Source organism: Planktothrix serta PCC 8927 (assembly GCF_900010725.2).
In the GTDB taxonomy this organism is placed as follows: domain Bacteria; phylum Cyanobacteriota; class Cyanobacteriia; order Cyanobacteriales; family Microcoleaceae; genus Planktothrix; species Planktothrix serta.
Window position 1 is genome coordinate 53,039 of sequence record NZ_LR734880.1, and the last position, 21,610, is coordinate 74,648.

General features: G+C 38.5%; 20 protein-coding genes. 9 read left to right on the plus strand and 11 right to left on the minus strand.

Annotated elements, in window-relative coordinates; all coding sequences use genetic code 11:
• Window positions 1-29 precede the first annotated feature (29 nt).
• Complete coding sequence (locus PL8927_RS22590) at window positions 30-2,567, minus strand: AAA-like domain-containing protein (protein ID WP_083625717.1); 2,538 nt, start codon at window positions 2,565-2,567, stop codon at window positions 30-32.
• Window positions 2,568-2,725: 158 nt separating this feature from the next.
• Between PL8927_RS22590 and PL8927_RS22595 the strand changes: the two genes are divergently transcribed.
• Complete coding sequence (locus PL8927_RS22595) at window positions 2,726-3,541, plus strand: phospholipase D-like domain-containing protein (protein ID WP_083625718.1); 816 nt, start codon at window positions 2,726-2,728, stop codon at window positions 3,539-3,541.
• Between the two features lie 117 nt (window positions 3,542-3,658).
• Here PL8927_RS22595 and thrB read toward each other — a convergent pair whose 3' ends face one another.
• The 4 genes from thrB to aroF form a co-directional block, all read right to left on the minus strand.
• On the minus strand, window positions 3,659-4,591 hold the full coding sequence (thrB, locus tag PL8927_RS22600; RefSeq protein ID WP_083625719.1) for a homoserine kinase: 933 nt from the start codon (window positions 4,589-4,591) through the stop codon (window positions 3,659-3,661).
• 69 nt (window positions 4,592-4,660) lie between these two features.
• Entirely contained in the window at window positions 4,661-4,915 is a 255-nt protein-coding gene (locus tag PL8927_RS22605) for a DUF7219 family protein (RefSeq protein WP_083625720.1), read from the minus strand.
• Between the two features lie 610 nt (window positions 4,916-5,525).
• Entirely contained in the window at window positions 5,526-5,723 is a 198-nt protein-coding gene (locus PL8927_RS22610; RefSeq protein WP_083625721.1) for a heavy-metal-associated domain-containing protein, read from the minus strand.
• A gap of 67 nt (window positions 5,724-5,790) precedes the next feature.
• Window positions 5,791-6,645, minus strand: a complete 855-nt coding sequence (gene aroF / locus PL8927_RS22615; RefSeq protein WP_083625722.1) for a 3-deoxy-7-phosphoheptulonate synthase — start codon at window positions 6,643-6,645, stop codon at window positions 5,791-5,793.
• Between the two features lie 254 nt (window positions 6,646-6,899).
• Here aroF and PL8927_RS22620 point away from each other — a divergent pair, with 254 nt between their 5' ends.
• The 3 genes from PL8927_RS22620 to PL8927_RS22630 all read left to right on the plus strand — a co-directional run bounded on the left by PL8927_RS22620 (window position 6,900) and on the right by PL8927_RS22630 (window position 7,929).
• Window positions 6,900-7,043: a hypothetical protein gene (locus tag PL8927_RS22620; protein WP_156093294.1), complete on the plus strand. Its 144-nt coding sequence runs from the start codon at window positions 6,900-6,902 to the stop codon at window positions 7,041-7,043.
• Between the two features lie 102 nt (window positions 7,044-7,145).
• Entirely contained in the window at window positions 7,146-7,709 is a 564-nt protein-coding gene (gene def, locus PL8927_RS22625) for a peptide deformylase (protein ID WP_083625723.1), read from the plus strand.
• A gap of 16 nt (window positions 7,710-7,725) precedes the next feature.
• Window positions 7,726-7,929: a hypothetical protein gene (locus PL8927_RS22630; protein ID WP_083625724.1), complete on the plus strand. Its 204-nt coding sequence runs from the start codon at window positions 7,726-7,728 to the stop codon at window positions 7,927-7,929.
• A gap of 416 nt (window positions 7,930-8,345) precedes the next feature.
• Here PL8927_RS22630 and PL8927_RS22635 read toward each other — a convergent pair whose 3' ends face one another.
• Window positions 8,346-10,178 carry a WD40 domain-containing protein gene (locus PL8927_RS22635; protein ID WP_231506118.1) on the minus strand — a complete coding sequence of 611 codons (1,833 nt, stop codon included), beginning with the start codon at window positions 10,176-10,178 and terminating at the stop codon, window positions 8,346-8,348.
• Window positions 10,179-10,273: 95 nt separating this feature from the next.
• Window positions 10,274-10,924, minus strand: a complete 651-nt coding sequence (locus PL8927_RS22640; protein ID WP_083625726.1) for a Uma2 family endonuclease — start codon at window positions 10,922-10,924, stop codon at window positions 10,274-10,276.
• Window positions 10,925-11,117: 193 nt separating this feature from the next.
• Between PL8927_RS22640 and ispG the strand changes: the two genes are divergently transcribed.
• Together ispG and ctpC are read left to right on the plus strand one after the other, a co-directional pair.
• Window positions 11,118-12,338, plus strand: coding sequence for a (E)-4-hydroxy-3-methylbut-2-enyl-diphosphate synthase (ispG, locus tag PL8927_RS22645; protein WP_083625727.1), 1,221 nt, complete (start codon window positions 11,118-11,120; stop codon window positions 12,336-12,338).
• A gap of 423 nt (window positions 12,339-12,761) precedes the next feature.
• Complete coding sequence (ctpC, locus tag PL8927_RS22650; protein WP_197047518.1) at window positions 12,762-14,048, plus strand: carboxyl-terminal processing protease CtpC; 1,287 nt, start codon at window positions 12,762-12,764, stop codon at window positions 14,046-14,048.
• Between the two features lie 65 nt (window positions 14,049-14,113).
• Here ctpC and PL8927_RS22655 read toward each other — a convergent pair whose 3' ends face one another.
• From PL8927_RS22655 to PL8927_RS22670, 4 genes are all read right to left on the minus strand, one after another.
• Window positions 14,114-15,550: a DUF2079 domain-containing protein gene (locus PL8927_RS22655; RefSeq protein WP_083625730.1), complete on the minus strand. Its 1,437-nt coding sequence runs from the start codon at window positions 15,548-15,550 to the stop codon at window positions 14,114-14,116.
• A gap of 90 nt (window positions 15,551-15,640) precedes the next feature.
• Entirely contained in the window at window positions 15,641-15,889 is a 249-nt protein-coding gene (locus PL8927_RS22660) for a polysaccharide deacetylase family protein (protein WP_083625731.1), read from the minus strand.
• A 15-nt stretch (window positions 15,890-15,904) separates the two neighbouring features.
• Complete coding sequence (locus tag PL8927_RS22665; protein WP_197047519.1) at window positions 15,905-16,645, minus strand: YbaY family lipoprotein; 741 nt, start codon at window positions 16,643-16,645, stop codon at window positions 15,905-15,907.
• Window positions 16,646-16,835: 190 nt separating this feature from the next.
• Window positions 16,836-18,161: a mannosyltransferase family protein gene (locus tag PL8927_RS22670; RefSeq protein WP_156093295.1), complete on the minus strand. Its 1,326-nt coding sequence runs from the start codon at window positions 18,159-18,161 to the stop codon at window positions 16,836-16,838.
• A gap of 214 nt (window positions 18,162-18,375) precedes the next feature.
• On the opposite strand from PL8927_RS22670, the gene PL8927_RS22675 reads away from it, so the two are divergent.
• The 3 genes from PL8927_RS22675 to PL8927_RS22685 all read left to right on the plus strand — a co-directional run bounded on the left by PL8927_RS22675 (window position 18,376) and on the right by PL8927_RS22685 (window position 21,587).
• Window positions 18,376-19,230, plus strand: coding sequence for an Npun_R2479 family HD domain-containing metalloprotein (locus PL8927_RS22675; protein ID WP_083625733.1), 855 nt, complete (start codon window positions 18,376-18,378; stop codon window positions 19,228-19,230).
• 89 nt (window positions 19,231-19,319) lie between these two features.
• A complete protein-coding gene (locus PL8927_RS22680; RefSeq protein WP_083625734.1) occupies window positions 19,320-20,453 on the plus strand; it encodes an AI-2E family transporter in 1,134 nt (377 codons plus the stop codon).
• Window positions 20,454-20,519: 66 nt separating this feature from the next.
• Window positions 20,520-21,587 (plus strand): ABC transporter permease, encoded by a 1,068-nt coding sequence (locus PL8927_RS22685; protein ID WP_083625735.1) that lies wholly within the window; start codon window positions 20,520-20,522, stop codon window positions 21,585-21,587.
• The last annotated feature ends 23 nt before the right edge of the window (window positions 21,588-21,610 follow it).

A 21,610-nucleotide genomic window follows, 5' to 3' on the forward strand; every position in this document is an offset into this window, starting at 1 on the left:
TTCAGGTTGTATTGTTAATAAAAAAGTTCTCATCTGTCATCTTGACAAATTTTTAAACGCTCTCGCTCATCTGGACGATTAGCAAAGAAACTTGATAACCAATTACAACCTCTTTCCAGTAGTTCATCTAAGTTTTGAGGAACAGACCAAACGACAACTTTATTATCTTCTCCACCGATAGCTAGATACCGTCCATCAGGGCTAAACTTTACAGTTATTCCATTCCTAGGATCAAAGTTAACTTTCCATAGTGCTAGTAATTGACCTGATAAATTCCAAATCCTAACTTTTCCATTTCGAGTTGTGATGGCAATATACTGGGAATCTGGACTAAGAGTTGATTCCACAATTTCTCCATCATAATCCTGAAGTGTAATTTTCTTTTCACCGAATTGATCTCTAATAATGACTGTACCCTCTTCTTGATTGTCTAATTCGACTTTAACAGAAGAATTTGATTTATAATCCCATTTTTTGATATCATTTTTATTAATATTTTTCAAAAAATTACCTGATAAATTCCATAGACGAGCGGTATCATCATTTCCATAGGAAAGAAGATTTTTATTGTCGTGACTAAAGAATAAATCTGTGACATCTTCCTGATGTCCTTTAAGTTCTACTAACTCTTGACCTGATAAATCCCAAACACGAATTGTTAAATCTGAACCCCCAGTTGCAATGTATTTCCCATCCGGGCTAAAACTTACTCCGGTCACAGTTCCTTGATGTCCTCTAAGTTCAACTAACTTTTTCCCAGACAAAGACCAAACATTAGTAATACCATCTTTTCCACCTGTAGCTAGAAGTTTTCCATCCGGGCTAAAACTCAAGCCCCAAACTCCAAATTTATGCCCTTTAAATTCTCTTAATTGTTTACCTGATAAATCCCATAAATAGGCTTTATCATCATCAGCCGTTGCAATGTATTTCCCATCAGGACTAAAGCTAATATGATAGCCTTTGAGTTTTGCTATTTGCTGACCTGACCAATCCCAAATCAAAACACCTGAACCTGCTCCAGATCTATACAAATACTGATGATCAGGGGTAATATTCAAGCCTGTAGATTCAATCTCACTATCACTAGGAATCCAAGTAACTTTGGTTAATATTTTACCGGATACATCTATAATATATCCTTTATTTTCCATTGACAAATCTAAAACAAGACGTTTACTATCATAACTAAAGTTTAAATTTACGACTTGATCCTTATCTCCCTTGAACTCTCCTAACTTTTGACCTGACAAATCCCACCAGCGAACTATGCTATCTTGGCTATCTTCTCCAAGGGCTGCTAAATATTTACCATTAGGACTGAAAATAATACGGTTAGCAGTACCTTGATAAGCTTTAAAAGAAGCTGACTGTTGGCCTGATAAGCTCCAAAGGCGAATTACACCATCATTTCCTGCTGTTGCTAAAGATTTACCATCGGGACTAAAAGTAACATCATTGATAAGACCTGGATCTGCTTGAAACCTTGTTAACTGTTGATTTGACCAGTTCCAAAAATGAAGATTTCCATCTTTATTCACTGTTAAAAAATTATTCTTTTTAGGACTAAACTCAAGCCTTTTTAGAGATCTAAATTGATTCATTTCATGAATATTGTCTAGGATTTGCTGTAATGTAAATAAAGGAGCTACGGTTAAATATTGTTGATCGAAAGGATTATTTTTTGATAGTTCTTTCAAACCTTTGGTAGCTTCCATGACTGACAGTAAAGATTTAATTTCTCCTCTATCCGACTTAAACTGTTGTAATGCACCAACCCTATTTTGTTCCAATTCTATAACTTTCACTGAATATTTGAGTTTTTGTGCTGTATCTCTCCAACTCAAGCTAATCCACATCATTGATATTCCCATTAGAAATGAAATTACAGAAGCGATATCTAAAATCTTTTTTTCTCTCTCTTTTTTATGACTTTTATTTATAAAATCTATATATTCGCTTGCTAAATTTTTATCCTGTTGCCATAGTTCTGATTCTTTTAATCTTTTGCCTTTTAGAAGATATTTAGGATCTTTACTATGTTGTAACCAAATTAATAGATCTTGCTTATAAGGACATAATATTGAACAAAACCACTGCAATAAAGTTTTGTATTGACTTAATATTTCGCTATCTACTTCTTCAAAGTTGAGAATCACCGTTTTATGGTTTTGCTGTTTTGCATAATTTAGTAAACGATTTAATAATAATGTTTTTCCCATTTTTCTAGGTGCTTTTATCCGAATTAAAGCTCCTAAATTCAATATTTCTTGATAACATTTTGATTCGGTTGGAGGATGTTCAATATAAAAATCAGATGGTACTAAACCTAACTGTTCACCAATTTTCAATAAATCTTTCTTTAGATTGGGGCGACGTTCGTTATGATTTGTAGGAGTATCAAAGTCAACCCCTAAAATTGATCTTTGCTTTCTAACCGTCTTTGTATCTATTTCCATAGCTTCAGCAATTTCAGCATCAGTTTTTCCTTGACAAGTTAACAGGAATAATTCTTTACGCTTTTCTGGTAACTCATTAAATATTTGTAACGGTTCTTTCTTCAGCATAGTATTTATGATTTATCACCCTATTCAGTATATCAACTGACGTTTACACAAGCCATACACAAAATTAATCTAATTTGTGTATAAATTCATTATTCTTGTCCATTCGGTGTGTAGCAATACCTATGCAAATATAAAAATGTTCATAACGAGGAATAAATATGTTTCTACCCAATAACTACGATTATTCTAATTTACCTAGCCGTAAAACACCCTCTCTTGATTTGCGTAGCTTGTCACAACTTGACACCCGTTTAGCTCACTGTCAAAACTGCTATGCAATTCACCCCAGCTTACAACGAAACCAACAAAAACAAATTTTCTGCCCAACTTGTGGAATTCAATATATTGTCAATAGTCCTGAATCTGCAAAATTAATTCAAGCTTATTTCCGAGATAAAAATCTCTACTTTAATGATAATGACTTTGATATTGAGCAATATAAAAAATTAGGAGCGATCGCACAATGCCTTAATACTGACCCCAATTATCCCCTCATTACAGCTTTATTCAAAGCAATGAATCTGGCTAAAAAGTTTATCCATTTTACTAGCCTTGGGATTAGTCATCAATTTCTAGGCGCATTAAAAACAGTATCCCAAGGGATTCCAGTTAAAGGTATTGTTTCGCTAACCTCTAGTCAAACTTATCTATTACCCGAATTATCAGACTACACCCATGAAAGCCCAAATTTAGAGATTAAACCCATGTGTGAAACTATTTTTAACTGGGATAGGATTCCCCATCAAAAACTAATTGTTATCGATGGATTAATTGCCTTTAAAGGCAGTGCAAATCTGACCCTAACAGCTTGGCGAAAAGCCGAAAAAAATTTAGAAGAAATTGAAGTGATCACCAATATGGATGAAGTGATTTATCTCCATAATCGCTATTTTTCACCCGTTTGGGCTGATTTTAGTTCCGATGTAAAAGCCATTATTATTGATCACGATAACCTTGAGAATATGGCAGCTTAAAAAATATCAATTCCTGTAGGGGTAACGCGCACTTTTCCCCCAAGATATCCATTAAAAAAAAGCGATCGCTCATTAATTTTATCCGGCGATCGCTTTTTTTAACCCGGTTTCAGATCATTAACAGTTAACTATTTTTGCCCCTTGAGTATCCAGTTGCAGAACTTTAACCTCTGGGTTGACGCCTGCTTGTTGCCAAGCTTGGGTCATAGCGGCTGCTACTCCAGACGCCGATGTTGCATCCGTTAACGCTAATAACGTTGGCCCTGCACCACTAATCACTAATTCACAGGCGCCCGCCTTTAACGCCGCCACACGAACCCCATCAAACCCTTGAATTAACGATTTCCGATAGGGTTGATGAATTTTATCCTGGAGCGCAACCCTCAACCATTCAGGGTTTCCGGTTTCTAAACCTCGAATTAATAGCCCCAAATGGGCTGTATTAAAAATAGCATCCGCCCGACTATAGGTTTGGGGTAAAACCCGCCGTGCTTCTGCGGTTGAAAGTTCAAAATCGGGAATAGCCAGAACAGGCACAATATTAGAATGCCAAGGAATTTGGCAAATTTCCCAACCTGGGCCGTTTTCGCCTCTGGATACAGATAATTGACAATTTCCTAATAATGCCGGAACCACATTGTCCGGGTGTCCTTCCATTTCAACGGCCAATTGCAGGATGTCTATTTGACTCAAAGGATTTCCCGCTAAGGCATTTGCCCCCACCAGTCCCCCGACAATAGCCGTCGCCGAACTGCCTAAACCCCGTGCTAAAGGAACCCCTAAATCAATCTCCATCTGAATAGGAGGAGGGGTTTGACCGAGATATTGATAAACCTTGACAAAAGCTTGATAAGCCAAGTTACTCTCATCCGTTTGCACTCCGGCGGCTTCTGTACCCTGAACTCTAATCCGAAGTGTCTCATTTGTGGAGGTTTCTAGGCGGGAAAGTTGCAGGGTATTATACAAGGTGAGGGCGGCTCCAATACAATCAAATCCTGGCCCTAAATTGGCAGTGGTTGCCGGAACGGTGACAGTAACAATGTTAGGCATTTTATCGGTTTAAGATAACAAATCGGCAATTTGTGATCTTAGCCGACAATGCCTACTCATCGTTAGAGATTAAAGATTTTCCGGGGGCTCATCCCCAGATGTCCCAATTCCTAGGCTTTTTTTGGATGAGCGTAATTTTTTCCAAAGATGTTTGATTTGTTGATAGGCTTCCTCGGAGCTTACTTTCCCGTTAGTCTCTAGTCCACAAATATAGTTGACTCGCTGGGCAAATTCCTGCAAGTTGGAATTGAAAACCAGCTTCTCCGGCGTAAATTCTCCGTGGTAGCGACCACGAGGAAAAAGGAAATCATCACGTTCTGACATAGCTATCTCCCAACGAATAGGACTGTGGAGTTAAAAGGACGGACAATGAACAATTGACCACCCCTGAGATGATAAAACTGGTTAAAGACTGGTTAATATTCTATTGAGCAAAATTCTCATTGTACCTACTATCTTGACATCCTCCACTGCCTAAAGGCGAGTGGATTCTTCGCCACGCCGCCAGGGTCGCTGAATGGGGTTGACGCTTCGCAGACTGTTGCTACTTTAAAAGTAGTCTTACACTTTCTCCACGTCCGTTTTAAGTCTCGGAATGCCCCCCCGCGACTTAAGTTTAACCTCGTTCACGCGCGTTAAACTTGTTGTTGAATTTGTTAATTAATGCGTTCAAGGTTGGATTTCCCATTGCCTTACATCCGCTTCCCCAGTTTCTAATCTCAACCCCACAGGACTTTCAACCTTGTTATTTATTTCGGAGTATCTTTGATTCGGGCGGGTCTTTTTACAACCAGTAACATATTAACAGAAAACCACAGTAGTTCGGTAGTTTTGTTATTGATCTTAATAAAAAGTCGTCCTAGAAGGACGAGGTTTTAAACCCATTTTTCTGATAAGTGAAATCAGTTAACAGTCAACCCCCAACCCCCAACAGTCAACCCTCTACGGTATGACCAACGGAGGCGATCGCTTCTTTAATATCTGTTTCCGAAGGTTTACCATTAATATTGACCATTTTTGTGTCTAAATTAATCTGCACATCCGCCTCATCATCCAAGGATTTTATCGCCTTAGTAACAGTATTGGCGCAGGCTTGACATACCATAGAAGGAACTTTGATTTCAACAGTCATGGGTTTTAATATTTATAAACGATTGTGTTCATGGATGGAGACGTGCCATGGCACGTCTCTACTAAAATTATACTAATGCCATCACTGGAGATTCAACCTGAAGAATCTCTCGTCCGACAGCCACCGCAACGGGACGTAAATGATTAACCAACTCCGCCATATCCTCTAAAGATAAAGCCTGTCTAGCATCAGAAACGGATTTTTCCGGTTCAGGATGACATTCAATAATTAATCCATCCGCCCCACAAGCAATAGCAGCTTTGGCTAAAGGTTCAACTAATTCTCGTTTTCCCACTGCATGAGATGGATCAACAATAACAGGTAAATGGGTTAACTGTTTGAGAGCAGCAACAGCCCCTAAATCTAACACATTGCGGGTGAAATTATCGAAACTACGGATACCCCGTTCACATAAAATTACATTAGGGTTGCCATGACTTAAAATATATTCAGCAGCCATAACAAATTCTTCTATAGTTGCCGCTAAACCCCGTTTTAATAAAATTGGTTTACCCGCTTTTCCTAACGCTTTTAATAATTCAAAATTCTGCATATTCCGGCTTCCAATTTGCAGCATATCCGCATAACTCTCCACAGGTTCAATTTGTTCAATAGACATCACCTCCGTCACAACGGGAATATTATAGCGTTGACTAATACCCTTTAAAATATGAAGTCCTTCCAAAGCTAGACCCTGGAAGGAATAAGGAGAAGTCCGAGGTTTGAACACACCGCCTCGCAGCATTTGTACGGAAGTATGAGCCAGATGGCGGGCGACTTGTTCCATTTGTTCTAAACTTTCCACCGCACAAGGGCCACCAATGATTAATAACCCTTGACCCCCGACAGTCACAGTATCAGAAATATTAATCACCGTTTGATGTTCAGGATGGGTTTTAGAAACCAGTTTAGCGTCTAACATGGGAATTCTCCTTTTTTGTTCGTTGAAACCGTAAGCATTTAAAAAGCCCGAAACCTGTTTGAGGTTCCGGGCTTGGCGTTCGTGAAAACAGCAGCAAACTTTACCCAGAACCTATTCGGGGCCAAAAATAAAAGCCATAAAAGTAAGATTGAGTAAAGATTGTCATTGCTGTTTTGCTGTAAAGCCGAGATTGTTGACCATTAAAAAACCGCAGCCTTTGTTTCTGCGGTTCACTGGGGAGTTTCCATACACCGATGGATTCACTCTCTGTGAACCGTGCTACACCAAAAATAAAAGTAATAGCGATTAGAAACTGGCATGGGTGTTTTGATCAAACTTATATGTTCGTCTCTACGACCCTAGCACAGCGATCGCCCAATGTCAAGCGATCTCTGTAGGGTGTGTAAGCGCAGCGCACGCACCAACCCTCTTTTAATTGTTAAAATCCATTAAGATAAAAGAAGAACCATATTGTTTTAGAAGTTAAGAGCAACCTTTCCATGACATCACAAGTTTTAGTTGAAAAGAAAAAGTTAGAAAAACCGCCCTTTGAGATCCATTATTTAGGCGATCGCGCCTTAAGAGCCCAGGCTAAACGAGTTTCCCGAATTGATGATGAAATTCGCAAACTCGTGCGGGAGATGTTACAAACCATGTATAGTGCGGATGGTATTGGTTTAGCCGCGCCCCAAGTCGCCGTTAATAAACAGGTAATTGTCATTGACTGCGAACCCGATAACGCTGCTAACCCGCCATTAGTATTAATTAATCCCACGATTATTAAAAGCAGTGCTGAAATTTCACCCTTTCAAGAAGGCTGTTTAAGTATTCCGGGGGTGTATATGGATGTGACTCGCCCGGACGTGGTAGAAGTATCATTTAAAGATGAAAATGGCAGACCTCGAACCCTTCGCGCTACGGAATTATTAGGTCGCGCTATTCAACATGAACTAGATCATTTGAATGGGGTTTTATTTGTAGATCGAGTCGAGAATCAATTGGCATTAAATGAAGAGTTAGCCAAACATAAATTCTCACCCAAAGCTGTTAAACCCATTAAATAATATAGGATAATTCGACATGGTTGGCACTCCAAAAAGCATGGTTTTGTTATTAGGGTCTTGTGTGGCTGCGATCGCCGCAGTCGGTTCAGTTTTTGAACTTTCTTCGGGAGTTCCCCAACTCGGAAGTTTAACCACCAGTATTATTTTAGCCTTGAGTATTCCATTAGGTGTGTTTCTATTTTTTGCCGCCGTCAAAGATGCTCAAATGAATCAAGAATAACCTCGTAGTAAGCCCTTCAGGGCTTCATCCCCCGACTTCGTAGTAAGCCCTTCAGGGCTTCATCCCCTAAACTTAACACTAATAAATTAAATTTATTGTTATTGATGTTAGGTTTTGCTGCTAAGTCTAGGGAAGAAAGCCCTGAAGGGCTTACTACTTTTAGGAGTGTTAAAAGCCTTGAAATAAATTTCAGGCTCAAAGGGAAAACCCGTTAAAACGGGTTAATGAAGAACAGTCTTAGTCATCTTTAGATGACTTCAGCTATTAGCCCGAACTTTAGTTCAGGGTATTAATGGTTGAAGTTGGCAAATTTAAACTTTACATCCTAATTTTTTTAACTAGGGTTCCTCCTTTCTTCGTGTCTTCGTGTCTTTGTGGTTCCAATCTCTTATGGACGAAGGTATTGTTTTAATCCCCTAACTCTGTTGCCAAATTTTAATTGTTCCATCTCCATGACTACTAGCGAGAGTCTGACCATCGGGGGTAATAAAAGTAACGGAATAAATTGCACCGCCTTGAGGATTTAAACTATCAATTAATTCTCCAGTATGTAAATTCCAGATATTAATTGTTTGATCAGAGCTACCACTGGCTATTCTATTACCATCGGGACTAATAGCAACGGTATAAACGCAATTTTTATGGTGATTTAACGTGCGGAGGAGTTGACCTTTTTGCAAATTCCAAATAAAGAGTTTACCATCATCGCTACTGGTGACAATAAATTGATTATTGGGACTAATGGCTAAAGAGCGGATATAAGATCGTTGAATTAAAGTTCGGCAAATTTTCATATTTCTTAAATCCCAAATAATCACTCGTTTATCCCTTCCCGAACTAACAATAAAATCCCAATTGGAAGTCATATCGACACAATCAACCTCGCCAGAATGTTTATACAAAGTTCTCAGGTTTTCTCCGGTGGCGACTTTCCATAACTGCACGGTATAATCCCAACTTCCACTAATTAAATTTTCGCCATCGGGAGTAAATTTTAAACTGGTAATATAATGGGAATGAACCTTAATAGTTTTAATTAATGCTCCGGTTTTTAAATTCCAGAGTTTTATGGTATTATCACAACTGCCACTGGCTATTAAGGACTGATTGGGATTAATAGCAACGGCATAAATATGATCTTGATGTCCTAAAAAACTGTGTAACAGTTCTCCAGTTTGAGGATTTAAAACTTTAACACTTTTATCTTTACTTCCAGTGACTAAAATTTGACCGTTGGTGCTGATAGTACAGCAAAAAATATTAGCTGAATGTGCTTTTATAGTTTGGATACAATTCCATTGGGGGAGTGTGGGGAGAGCTTCATTGATTTTTTGAGCATCTCTAAGCATCACATTAATTTCTTGAACTGCATTAATATTCCCTTGTTTAGAATATAAATCGGAAGCATCTAATAAATTATCAATGGCTGCCTGTTTTTGACCTAATTTAAAATAAGCAATTCCGCGATAGTGATAAGCATCTGCATAAGTGGGTTTTAGTTGTAGTGCTTTCGTATAGTTTTTAATAGCTGAAATATAATCTTCCTGTTGTTCGGCACAATTCAACCCAGATTCTAGGTAAAAATCAGGATTATTGGTTAAGCCTTTTAAGAAATTTCTTAGACCGTCGCCATAATGTAAGTCATTAATCTGCAATTTAACAATACTGTGATTTTGATAATATTCTAAACTGATTTCTTTTTGTTCAATGCGCTTCTGAAGTAAACGAGCAGGAAGGAAACCTGCAATAATCGCAGAATAATCAGATTTAAACTCATCAAATTTAACAATAGTCTGAGAATTAGAATAAATTAAGATACAAACAATAGCTTGATTTTTAGTAATTTCTTCCCAACTCACCCACCATTGCGCCATTGTTGGAGAACTATAGCGAGTTTTTACTTGAATTCCGATCGAATAATCCGTACTCATACGGAGATCAATGCGACCATCGCCACTTTCTGGGATAATTTCATAGTTAATATTACCGATAAAATCCCCTAAATATTTCTTAACGATTTCTTCTCCAAGTTTCCCCATCATCGTATTTCTGAAAACCACTTGCGGGTCAGCTTTGCGATATTTTCTAACCATATCCCAAGCGTGTTGACGAATGGGGTTTAAGTCCTGACCCGAAAGGGTTTTAATCTCTCCATAGATTCCCTGTCTTTCATAACAGAGTAAACTATTTAATCCATTCTTGAGGCGATGAATAAACTCGGCTTGTTTGTCTTTGAGATAATCATTCATGTACATGGATCTTTCAATTCCCTCTGACTTGGTGCAATCCCTGGTTTCATTTTAATTGATTGGGGTTATAAATAAAAAAAATAGAGGTGCTGGCGCTAGGATGGATTACCTGACAAAGTTTTGATCCAGGTTCTAAATTGTTTCATAGTGGCATTTCGTCCTGATGTTTGAATTTGTTGTAAATATTGAGGAAGAATATCCGTTAAGGGTAAATTGGGGAATGTGGGACTGTATTGTGTTTTTTGATAGTCTCCATTTTGCAAAATATAAATTTTTAAGATGCTGTTTTCAAACCGCCAGAGTTCGGGAACACCTAACGTGGCATAAATATAAGGATGGGTACGGGAAGTAATATCAATTTCTAAGGCTAAATCTGGAGGCGGGTCAACCGTTAAATCTAATCGTTTTTTATTTATGACTAAGGCTTCATTTTGAATATAAAAACAGTTATCGGGTTCTATTCCTTGCTGCATGAGTTGATTTTTGAAAGTCGTAGAACCCAAAGGAAAAAATTCGATATCGAGTTCTTCTAGTAACGCTTTAATTAAATCACTCACTAATTCTTTACTAGATTCGTGTTCAGGTAAAGGAGTCATAATTTCTAAGGTTCCATTTGCATAAGCAATTCGAGATGAACGATGTTCGCCTAATTCTTCTAATAGGGTTTCAAATTCTTGCCAAGTAATATTATTCAAGAATACGGTTTGTCCGGGGGGAACTGTGATCCGATTTAGTTCTAACAACATTGTTAAACCTTCTGTAACAATTAGGATAAATTAAGTTAAGCCTAGTTTAAATTGTAGAATAAATTCCGCCTTTCCTGCCTAAGCGACTTGATTATCCGCAATGAGAATTCCATAAATGCCCCTTTTATGGCAATCTATTAGTTAATAGGAGACACCATTCTGATCGCTTATTGAGATAAATCTATTATTAACCATGCAAACTTTACCTGTTCCAACCCAACCTACATCCGATCAAACCCCGGTGGATACGATGATTCACCGTCGCCAAACCCGTCCCGTCCAGGTGGGGACTGTTACCATTGGAGGGGGTCATCCCGTTGTTGTCCAATCGATGATTAATGAAGATACGCTGGATATTGAAGGAGCGACGGCGGCGGTGCGTCGTCTGCATGAAATCGGTTGTGAAATTGTGCGGGTGACAGTTCCGAGTATAGGTCATGCTACCGCCGTTAGCAAAATTAAACAGAAATTAGTGGAAACTTATCAACCTGTTCCTTTGGTGGCGGATGTTCATCATAACGGGATGAAAATTGCTCTGGAAGTGGCAAAATATGTAGATAAAGTGCGAATTAATCCAGGGTTATATGTATTTGAAAAACCTAAAAGCGATCGCACCGAATATACTCAATCTGAATTTGATGAAATTGGTGATAAAATTAGGCAAACTTTAGAACCCTTAGTGGTTTCTTTGCGTGATCAAGGGAAAGCGATGCGAATAGGGGTAAATCATGGTTCTTTAGCCGAAAGAATGTTATTTACTTATGGGGATACTCCAGAAGGCATGGTAGAATCGGCGTTAGAATTTATTAAAATCTGTGAATCTTTGGATTTTCAGAATATTGTTATTTCTATGAAAGCTTCACGGGTTCCGGTGATGGTAGCGGCGAACCGTTTAATGGTGAAACGGATGGATGAATTAGGGATGGATTATCCCTTACATTTAGGGGTAACAGAAGCCGGAGATGGAGAATATGGTCGGATTAAATCAACGGCCGGAATTGGGACGTTATTAGCAGCAGGAATTGGCGATACTATTCGGGTTTCTTTAACCGAAGCGCCTGAAAAAGAAATTCCCGTTTGTTATAGTATTCTGCAAGCGTTAGGACTGCGGAAAACGATGGTGGAATATGTCGCCTGTCCGTCCTGCGGTCGCACTTTATTTAACTTAGAAGAAGTGTTGCATCAAGTCCGCGAAGCGACTAAACATTTAACGGGTTTAGATATTGCGGTGATGGGATGTATTGTTAATGGCCCCGGAGAAATGGCCGATGCTGATTATGGTTATGTTGGCAAACAACCGGGTTTTATTTCCCTGTATCGCGGTCGAGAGGAAATTAAAAAAGTTCCAGAAACCCAAGGGGTAGAAGAATTAATTAACTTAATCAAAACGGATGGCCGTTGGGTTGAGCCTTGAGGGATAGCTAATTTCTATTGAGGGGCGGGTTTAGTCAGATTATTGCTCAGAATTGAAGATAATTACAGAACCCGCCCCTACATTTTGTTGTTGAAAAAATGCGATCGCATTTGAGCAATAATCAACAATTAAACCGTAGGGGCGGGTTTAGTCAGATTATTGGTTAGAATTGAAGATAATTACAGAACCCGCCCCTACATTTTGTTGTGGAAAAAATNTTCCGAGACGAGCTTTAATGATTAGTAATTATCTCCCTAAACCCGCCCTTTCTTCTGAGCAGCGATCGCATTTTAGATCCGACTTTGAAATAGCCCTGGGGGGGCTACGGGGGACGTCAACGCTCAACCGTCAACCGAAACCCGAAACCTATGCTACATTGGGCGTATTGATATTGAAATTTATATTTTCTGGTTCAGCAAACAGATGGTTATTTCAAGAAGTGGGCTTGTTCTTGGTGCAACGGCAGTAATGTTGACGGCTGTAGCAGTTGCAGGGGCGGGAATTCATCTTTCGAGTCAAGCTTCTTTTCGGGAAAGTCCCAAGAAGTTAATTGATGAAGTTTGGCAGGTGATCCATAAAAGTTATGTGGATGGAACCTTTAATCAAGTGGACTGGACAGCTATTAGAACGGAATATTTAAACCGTAGCTACACCAGCGACGAACAGGCTTACACCGCCATTCGGGAAATGTTGAAGAAGCTCGATGACCCCTATACGCGCTTCATGAACCCCGAAGAATTCAAAAATATGAAAATTGATACCTCCGGGCAACTAACCGGGGTAGGGATTCAATTAACCCAAGATGAAAAGACGAAAAAATTAATTGTGATTTCGCCGATTGAAGATTCTCCTGCATTTACCGCCGGAGTTCAAGCGCAAGATATTATCACCGAAATTGATGGCCGTACAACCGAAGGAATGGATATTAATGACGCGGTGAGTTTGATTCGGGGGCCTGTGGGAACTAAGGTGAATATTAAAATATTACGCGGTGAGCAACCCTTAGATTTTGTAATTACCCGCGATCGGATTGAAATTCATCCGGTTCGTGCCTCTAAAAATCCCAGTTCTACGGGAGATATTGGTTATATTCGGTTAAATACGTTTAGTGAAAATGCCGCCGAAGAAATGCGGGAAGCGATTAAGGATTTAGAGAAACAAAATGTTGTCGGTTATATCCTAGATTTGCGTTCAAATCCTGGGGGTTTACTCTATTCTAGCATTGAAATTGCCCGAATGTGGTTGAATCAAGGTGATATTGTTTCTACCGTTGATCGTCAAGGGGAAACTGATCGTAAACGGGCAAATAATCAAGCTTTAACGAATAAACCGTTAGTGGTTTTAGTGGATGGTGGATCAGCCAGCGCCAGTGAAATTTTATCCGGTGCATTACAGGATAATAAACGGGCACTTTTAGTGGGAACAAAAACCTTTGGAAAAGGGTTAGTACAGTCGGTGATCGGCGTGGGAAATGGTTCAGGTTTAGCGGTGACAATTGCTAAATATTTTACTCCCAGTGGTCGAGATATTAACCATGAAGGGATTCAACCGGATGTTAAAGTTGAACTCACTGAAGCAGAGCGAGATGAGTTAAGAAAAGATCGGACTAAAGTGGGAACAACGGATGATCCTCAATATCTTAAAGGGTTAGAAATTCTCAGAAGTGAAATTTCTAAGGTTAAACAAGGAACTCAAGCACAATCTAAGTGATTTTTCCTTTGATCTTCTTATGAAGTATTGTAAGAGAAACCACAAAGGCACAAAGACACGAAGAATTATAAACCCGGTTTATGGGCTTTTTGCAATTGTTCTAAAGCAGAGGATTGTTCAAATAACCAAACATCATCCTGATGGTATTTTAATTGAAAATGAGGGTGTTTTTGTAGACGTTTTACTAATCCGGTGACTAATTCGGGAGAACTCGGCCATCCGGGGTGACGTTGGTTTAATAAGACGTATTGAAAGGGTTCTAAATCGGTTTGTTCTCGTCCTTGAATGGCTAACTCTAGGAGCGGACGATGGGTAAGGTGGGGGGCGATTTTATCTGTTGTTAATACGTTATCCTGAGTTTGAATATAGCTGAGGGCTTCCCGTGTGGCTTGCCAATTATTGAGGGTTGTTAAATATTTAGAGGTAAAATAACCATATTTAGCTAAGGCAAAAAAGGAAATTAAACACCATAAAATAATCCATTTTTGGTGTTTAAACCATCCTCCTCCGGTGGCTAAGTTAGCGATAATTGCTAATAGAAGAAAGGGCAAAATAGGGAGGGAATATTGTTGTGTTAAGTTCTTCATTTGCGGATTTTCGGCTAACAGATTTAAAAATAAAATCGGTGTTGCGCCAATTAGGGGGGTTAAATGTCGCCACGATAGTCCCCAAATTAAGGGAATTAAGAGTAAAATTAGGTATTCTAAATTGGCCAAGGTGAAAATTTTACTTAAAACTAATCCGGGTTTTAAGAGAATATTTAAGGTGATTTCGGCGAGAGAATTTCCCAGGAAACTATAAACTCCAACGGCGATGGGGGGTGCTTGGGAAAAGTGGGGAATAATGAATTCTGTAGATAGGAAAAACCAGAATAGTCCTGAACAAATGGCGATCGCACCATAGGGCCATTTTTTCTCAAATATTAATAACCAAATTCCCATCGCTATTAATAATAAAGATAAAACTTCTTTACAACCTAAAATAATCAAAATTGAGACGATAAACCCTAAAATATTATTGCTTCTAGCAGCTAAAACTGCATATAAAATCGCAGGTAAAGCGATAACTTCTGGGTGAAAATCAAATAAATTAACATTAAAAATTAAAGGATATAACAAATAAACAAAGGCTAAGGTTTGAGCTTGAATTTCTTTTAAACCTGCTTGTAAAGATAGCTGATAAGTTGGTAACGCACCGAGGGAGAGGGAAATCGCTTGAATGGCAAATAACCAATGAATATCGGGGTGAATTTTATAAAATAAGGCAATAATATAAAGAATATAGGCGGCATGATCTCCTAAAATATGTAATCCTCGAAAGGAGACAAAGGGTTCTTGTCCTTGACTAATTAAGTAAACCCCATTATCAAAAATTCCTAAATCATAAGCATTAGATTGAAATAAAGCATGACGTAAACTACTACAAGCCAATAAAATCAAACTACTAATGATTATTGCTATTATAACAGGATTAATCTTAATTTTTAAAGGATAAACGCTCATGTTTTTAGCTTTTAATTTGCTTCATCCAGTCGGAAATGGTTGTAAATTCTGCTTGTTGTTTTAGCCAAACTAAATATTTTTCTAAACGGTTTAATAAAAACCCTGAGAGGCGATTTCATGAGTTCTAGCGATCGCTTCAATCAATTCAGGATGATGGAGGGCAAAATTTGCCGTGACAAAAAATGTCGCGCGAATGTGTAAATATTCCAGTAAAGATAGAATATTTCTTAATCCCATTAAGGAAACATCAAATTGCACTGAGGGTTTAATTTTTTCACCATATTTAAGCGGTGCGTCAAATTCTTCCCCGCCAAAACTTAGGAGAATATACTTCGTCATAACACCCCAAATGCTCTAATTAACGGGTTGTACAATCACTTCTATATTATTAGGATTACCTTGAGTAATCACCCGATCTTGATTCGTATTAGCCCAAGTTAATCGCCCCTCAACATAAATTTCCGCCCGAATTCTGTAAACCCCATTCGGTTGAATTTCAGTCGGATTATAAATCAAAGAAAAAGGAATGGGAACCTGTTGACCGCGTAAGGGAATAGTTTGTTGAGCGATATTTCTCGGCGCACGATTTGAGCGAGTTGTATCTTGTAATGTAATCACAACCGTCGAATTTGGGGGTAATGCAATGCGTTGACGATAGGTTACAGTTCCCGTAACTTTTGATTCTTGAGGTCTTTGATCTCCTTGCATTCTCAATACCCGTTCTGTGATCGGTCTTTGATTATTATTGGGTTGAATAGTAAAGGTTCGGGAGTTGACTTGAAAGAAAGCATTTTGAGAATTTCCTTGATAATTATCGCCTTGTTTTTGTACCGGAAGTCGATCAAAAAGTTGTCCATTTCGATAACTCACCGCCATGAATAAACCTGATTGTCCTTGACAAATATTAATATGATAATTATCGGTTAGAAAATAGGCTTCTTGGGGAACGCCTCGACAACCTTGGGTCGCAAAGTCTAATTGCCTTTGTGCTAGTGTTGGAGGAACAAAACTGAGAGTTGGCGTTAGCGTCAATAATGTGGAAGTGAGGAATAAGCGGAAAAGAAATTGACTTTTATTCTGATTTGGGGTGTGCATGATCATTTTCCCTTTAAAGTTACTTAGATTTATATAGCAAGTCTAAATGATTGCTGATCAAAACCTGTAGGGGTGGCGTCCCTCCCAACCCAGGTGCCAAGAGGGTTGGGAGACCCAACCCCTACCCTAAGATATTACAACCTATTTAGGATTGCTATATCATATCATTGTTGTTCCATCAAATTAATAATTAACTTACCCAAAGATGTTGAGCAAAGCGAACTGAAAAACTAATCAGTAAAAGGCTAAAAAATCCCAAGGTGACATAACCCCAACGGCGATAATGGGAAAGCATTACCCCTAATGCTAAACTGATAGAAACAATCCCATAAGCTAAACGACTCAGAGAAATTGTTCCCCCAGAGGCTAACAATAAACCTAACGCACAAAAGCCATAATTTACTGCCACTAAACTGAGTTCATGGCGTAAATACCAGAGTAAATAACCTCCTCCTAAAATAATCGCTGTATTCAATAAGGGATCACCTGCAATGAGCCATAAAATTAAGAGTAAAAGACAGAAACTATAATCAAATTTGGCATCTCCTAATTGATGACGATATCGCCAAAGCAGATAACCTATTATAGCAATAATTATAACCAGGAGAGGATGCCAAGGATCAACAATTGCTCCTTTTTTCCAATTTTGAGAACCGATTAAAATTTGCATAATCATTTTTAACCATCCTTGGCTATCAAATCCAGTTTGACGTTGCCATTGGGTATGTTGAACGGTAATAAAGGCAATCGGATTATTAAATTTAATCCCACAATAGAGACTATAAAAGAGTAATCCACAGCCACTTAATAAGCCGGATAAATAGGCGATCGCAGGTTTTCGTTTTTGCCAAGAGGTAATCAGAAAAGCCGGAATTAAAGCTAGTCCTGTAATGCGAGTTGCCGTTGCCAAACTTCCCCATAAAATCACTTGAGGATATTTTTCTAAATCAAACGCTCGTAAAGCAGCAATACTCAAAAATAAAAATAAACCTTCCGTATAAATCACACTCCCAAAAATCGATAACGGACACCAAGCTAATACTGCCGTTGCCCAACGTGCGGCTTGAATATTATTCGTTGTTTCCACCCATTGATAGAGTAAAATTAAAGCCCCAAAAAACGCTAAATTATTAATTAGAATTCCGGCTAATTCAAAGGGCAACCCTAAATTTATTAATCCTCGAATTAATAACGGAAATAAGGGGAAAAAGGCTACATTTCCGCCCGGTTCTGTATGATTAATGACTTCATATCCAGACGTCGCAATTATCTGATAAAGAGAACTATCCCAAGCCGAAAAAACCTCCCATCCCCACTCTGCTTTTACTGCTTGAGGTTCAGAAAGAACTGCACAAAAGGGGGCAATAACGAAAAAAGCCAAGAGAATTATACTGCGACTTAGTACCCCCATTGTTACTGCAAAAATAATCCCATTAGATTGACAAAATTCGACAAATGGGGTAAAAAAATCCTTAAATTTTGCCAAAAGTTGTGTTAGTTTGTTGAGAGGATTCATCGGTGGTTATTTTAGGCCCCTATTCACAGGTCAATTGTTAATCGGCTTTAATTGATAATTAGAGAAATTCTATCAAGAATGAGTCAAAATTAACATTCCCCAAAAAAATGACAGATTAGGACAGGTTATGCTAGAAGAATGAACAAGGGGGAAAAACGGTGATCACCCGTTTCTCTCCCCCCTCAAAACCTCGATATGTGCCACGAGATGTCCTATGATTTTCAATACAACTCAACTGTTAATTGATACCTTTGTTGAACAACTCCGGTCAGGATATCATCATACCTATGGTGGATTTCATTTCAATTATGGAGATATTGTTGCCTGGGCGGGAGGGATGGCATTAGAAAATATTGCTAATAGTGATGCCCTCTATCATGATGTTGAACATACGATTATGGTCACGTTAGTCGGTCAGGAAATTTTACGAGGAAAACACATCCGCGAAGGTGGGGTTTCTAGTGAAGATTGGCTGCATTTTATTATTTCTCTCGTTTGTCATGATATTGGTTATGTTAAGGGTGTTTGTCGTCAAGATCGAGAGGGATATTATGCCACAGGATGTGATGGAAAAATAGTCAATTTGCCCTTTGGATGTACGGATGCCAGTTTAACGCCTTATCATGTTGATCGCGCTAAATTATTTATTCAGGAACGATTTGGCGGACATCCTTTAATTAATGCAGAGGTGATTCAATTTAATATTGAACTGACTCGATTTCCGGTTCCTCAAAAATCCGATCATCAAGATACTATTCATTATCCCGGTTTAGTGCGGGCGGCGGATTTAATTGGTCAATTGAGTGATGCTCGCTATCTCAGAAAAATTAGTGCCTTATTTTATGAATTTGAGGAAACCGGATTTAATCAAAAAGTAGGTTTTCATAACCCCGGAGATTTGCGAAGAAATTACCCTCAATTTTACTGGAATTGCGCTTATCCCTATATCAAAGATAGCTTACGGTATTTATCTCTAACTCAGCAAGGTCAGCAAATTCTGGCGAACCTTCACGCCAATATCTTCGTGGTCGAACATGATCAAACCGCAGAGGATGCGATCGCCGTTTAATCTTTGAAGCATTCAATTTTAATTCCCATCAGGTCATCTATCCCAAAATAGGGTAAACTACTTTATATTTTAAATTTTCAATGATTTCCATGACGAATTCTAATTTTTCGCCATTACAAAGTCGTTTACTCACTTCTCTGCTGATTTTAGTGGTGGGTTGGTTAAGCTTTCTATTTTTAGGTTATGTGGGTGAATTAATCAGTATATTAGTCACCTCTGGATTAATTGCCTTTCTTCTTAATTATGCCGTCGCCAAATTAGAACGCTTTATTCCGCGAGGAATTGCCGCCGCTTTAGTGTATTTAATTGCTATCTTAAGCTTTGTGATTATTGCTTTAACACTTTTTCCCCCTGTATTCAATCAAGGACGACAATTAATAACTCGATTACCGGAATTAATCGAATCAGGACGGCAACAGTTAGCGGAATTTCAACTCTGGAGTGTTGAACGAAAATTACCCTTTGATGTTGGAATTTTACAACAGCAACTTTTGTCTCGGATTCAATCAACTATTGAACCGATTCTCACCGGAAGTTTAGGCTTAGTTCTAGGAACTTTTAACTGGTTTTTTGACTTGATTTTTATTTTAGTCATTGCCTTTTATATGTTATTAGATGGGGAACGGTTGTGGAAGCTCTTGATAACTATTTTATCCCCTCAAATTCGAGAGGTTTTAACCTTTTCCTTAGAACGAAATTTGAAAAAATTTGTTCTCGGACAAACCTTGCAGGGAATTTTTATGGCCGCCACCTTAACCGTCGCCTTCTTAATGCTAAAAGTTCCCTATTTTCTCTTATTTGCTGTTGTGATAGGATTGCTGGAAATTATTCCCTTTGTCGGGGCAACATTAGGGATTGGAAGTGTCACCCTAATTGTGGCTTTTATTGATTGGTGGATGGCTTTACAAGTGTTAGCCGTTGCCGTTTCTATTCAACAAGTGAAAGATAATATTATTGCCCCTCGAATTATGGGAGATTTAACCGGATTAAGCCCTGTGGTTATTTTCAGTGCTTTATTATTAGGAGGAAAAGTTGCCGGATTATTAGGATTTATTCTGGCAATTCCCATAGCCGGGGTGGTTAAGAGTATTATTGAAGTTGTTGTTGATCCAACTTTACCCCCTCAAACGGGTTCATTCTTTTATAATCCCTTAGATCCCGACGCCGATTTAACCTCAACAGAAACCTTATCTCTAGCTGAACAGGAACGCTTGAAGGTGTAAAATTAAAAAAATAGAGACACAATTGTACAAGTTTTTCCCGTATTATTTTGAGTGAAAATTTAAACTATGAAATGGTGGCAACGACTCAAAACCAATCCTTTAGCTCAATTTGGAGCCGGAATTTTACTGCTATTTTATCTAGTAGTAATTGCAGCAGATTTTGTTGCTCCTTATAGTCCTTATGAATCGCAACTAAACGCTTCCTTACTCCCCCCGACTCAAATTTATTGGTATAACCAACAACAGCAATGGATCGGCCCCCATGTCTATCCCACAACCCAAGGCCCGGTAGATATTGAAACCGGAAAACGTCAAATTAATGTAGATAGAAGTCAGCCGAGTCCCCTGCGATTATTTGTTAAGGGAGAACCCTATAAAATCTTAGGAATTATCCCCTTTGATCGGCATTTATTCGGAACAATAGGAGCCGGACAAATTAACGTACTGGGAACCGATGAACAAGCCAGAGATCAGTTTAGTCGGATTGTCTTTGGAGGTCGTATTAGCCTAACGATTGGATTAGTTGGAATTTTGATTTCTTTCCCGTTAGGAATGATTTTTGGGGGAATTTCTGGCTATTTTGGCGGATGGTTAGATACTTTTATTATGCGAATTATTGAAGTATTAATGATAATTCCGGGTTTATATTTATTAGTGGCATTAGTAGGTGTATTACCCCCACAAATAAGCAGTAGTCAACGTTTTCTATTAATTGTGGTGATTATTTCCTTTATTAGTTGGGCTGGGTTAGCACGAGTGATTCGAGGGCAAGTTTTATCGATTAAAGAACAACAATTTGTCCAAGCAGCGCGGGCAATTGGGGCTAATCCTTTATATATTATTATTCGTCATGTTTTACCCCAAACCGCAACCTATCTGATTATTTCTGCTACCTTATCGATTCCCAGTTTTATTATTTCAGAATCGGTTTTAAGTTTAATTGGCTTAGGTATTCAACAACCTGATCCCTCTTGGGGAAATTTACTTTCTTCTGCTACAAACGCCTCAATTTTAGTGTTACAACCTTGGTTAATTTGGCCCCCCGCAATTTTAATTATTCTCACGGTTTTAGCCTTTAATTTATTAGGAGATGGCTTAAGAGATGCCCTTGATCCGCGTAGTATTCAACGATAATAGAGCAGGATCAAAATTATATC

Coding starts and splice junctions, on each gene's coding strand:
- def (WP_083625723.1), top strand. CDS start 7,146: ATGACATCACAAGTTTTAGTTGAAAAGAAAAAGTTAGAAAAACCGCCC.
- PL8927_RS22640 (WP_083625726.1), bottom strand. CDS start 10,924: ATGTTGTTAGAACTAAATCGGATCACAGTTCCCCCCGGACAAACCGTA.
- PL8927_RS22680 (WP_083625734.1), top strand. CDS start 19,320: ATGACGAATTCTAATTTTTCGCCATTACAAAGTCGTTTACTCACTTCT.
- PL8927_RS22605 (WP_083625720.1), bottom strand. CDS start 4,915: ATGTCAGAACGTGATGATTTCCTTTTTCCTCGTGGTCGCTACCACGGA.
- PL8927_RS22595 (WP_083625718.1), top strand. CDS start 2,726: ATGTTTCTACCCAATAACTACGATTATTCTAATTTACCTAGCCGTAAA.
- PL8927_RS22610 (WP_083625721.1), bottom strand. CDS start 5,723: ATGACTGTTGAAATCAAAGTTCCTTCTATGGTATGTCAAGCCTGCGCC.
- aroF (WP_083625722.1), bottom strand. CDS start 6,645: ATGTTAGACGCTAAACTGGTTTCTAAAACCCATCCTGAACATCAAACG.
- PL8927_RS22675 (WP_083625733.1), top strand. CDS start 18,376: ATGATTTTCAATACAACTCAACTGTTAATTGATACCTTTGTTGAACAA.
- ctpC (WP_197047518.1), top strand. CDS start 12,762: ATGGTTATTTCAAGAAGTGGGCTTGTTCTTGGTGCAACGGCAGTAATG.
- PL8927_RS22660 (WP_083625731.1), bottom strand. CDS start 15,889: ATGACGAAGTATATTCTCCTAAGTTTTGGCGGGGAAGAATTTGACGCA.
- PL8927_RS22685 (WP_083625735.1), top strand. CDS start 20,520: ATGAAATGGTGGCAACGACTCAAAACCAATCCTTTAGCTCAATTTGGA.
- ispG (WP_083625727.1), top strand. CDS start 11,118: ATGCAAACTTTACCTGTTCCAACCCAACCTACATCCGATCAAACCCCG.
- thrB (WP_083625719.1), bottom strand. CDS start 4,591: ATGCCTAACATTGTTACTGTCACCGTTCCGGCAACCACTGCCAATTTA.
- PL8927_RS22665 (WP_197047519.1), bottom strand. CDS start 16,645: ATGCACACCCCAAATCAGAATAAAAGTCAATTTCTTTTCCGCTTATTC.
- PL8927_RS22620 (WP_156093294.1), top strand. CDS start 6,900: ATGGATTCACTCTCTGTGAACCGTGCTACACCAAAAATAAAAGTAATA.
- PL8927_RS22630 (WP_083625724.1), top strand. CDS start 7,726: ATGGTTGGCACTCCAAAAAGCATGGTTTTGTTATTAGGGTCTTGTGTG.
- PL8927_RS22590 (WP_083625717.1), bottom strand. CDS start 2,567: ATGCTGAAGAAAGAACCGTTACAAATATTTAATGAGTTACCAGAAAAG.
- PL8927_RS22670 (WP_156093295.1), bottom strand. CDS start 18,161: ATGAATCCTCTCAACAAACTAACACAACTTTTGGCAAAATTTAAGGAT.
- PL8927_RS22655 (WP_083625730.1), bottom strand. CDS start 15,550: ATGAGCGTTTATCCTTTAAAAATTAAGATTAATCCTGTTATAATAGCA.
- PL8927_RS22635 (WP_231506118.1), bottom strand. CDS start 10,178: ATGAATGATTATCTCAAAGACAAACAAGCCGAGTTTATTCATCGCCTC.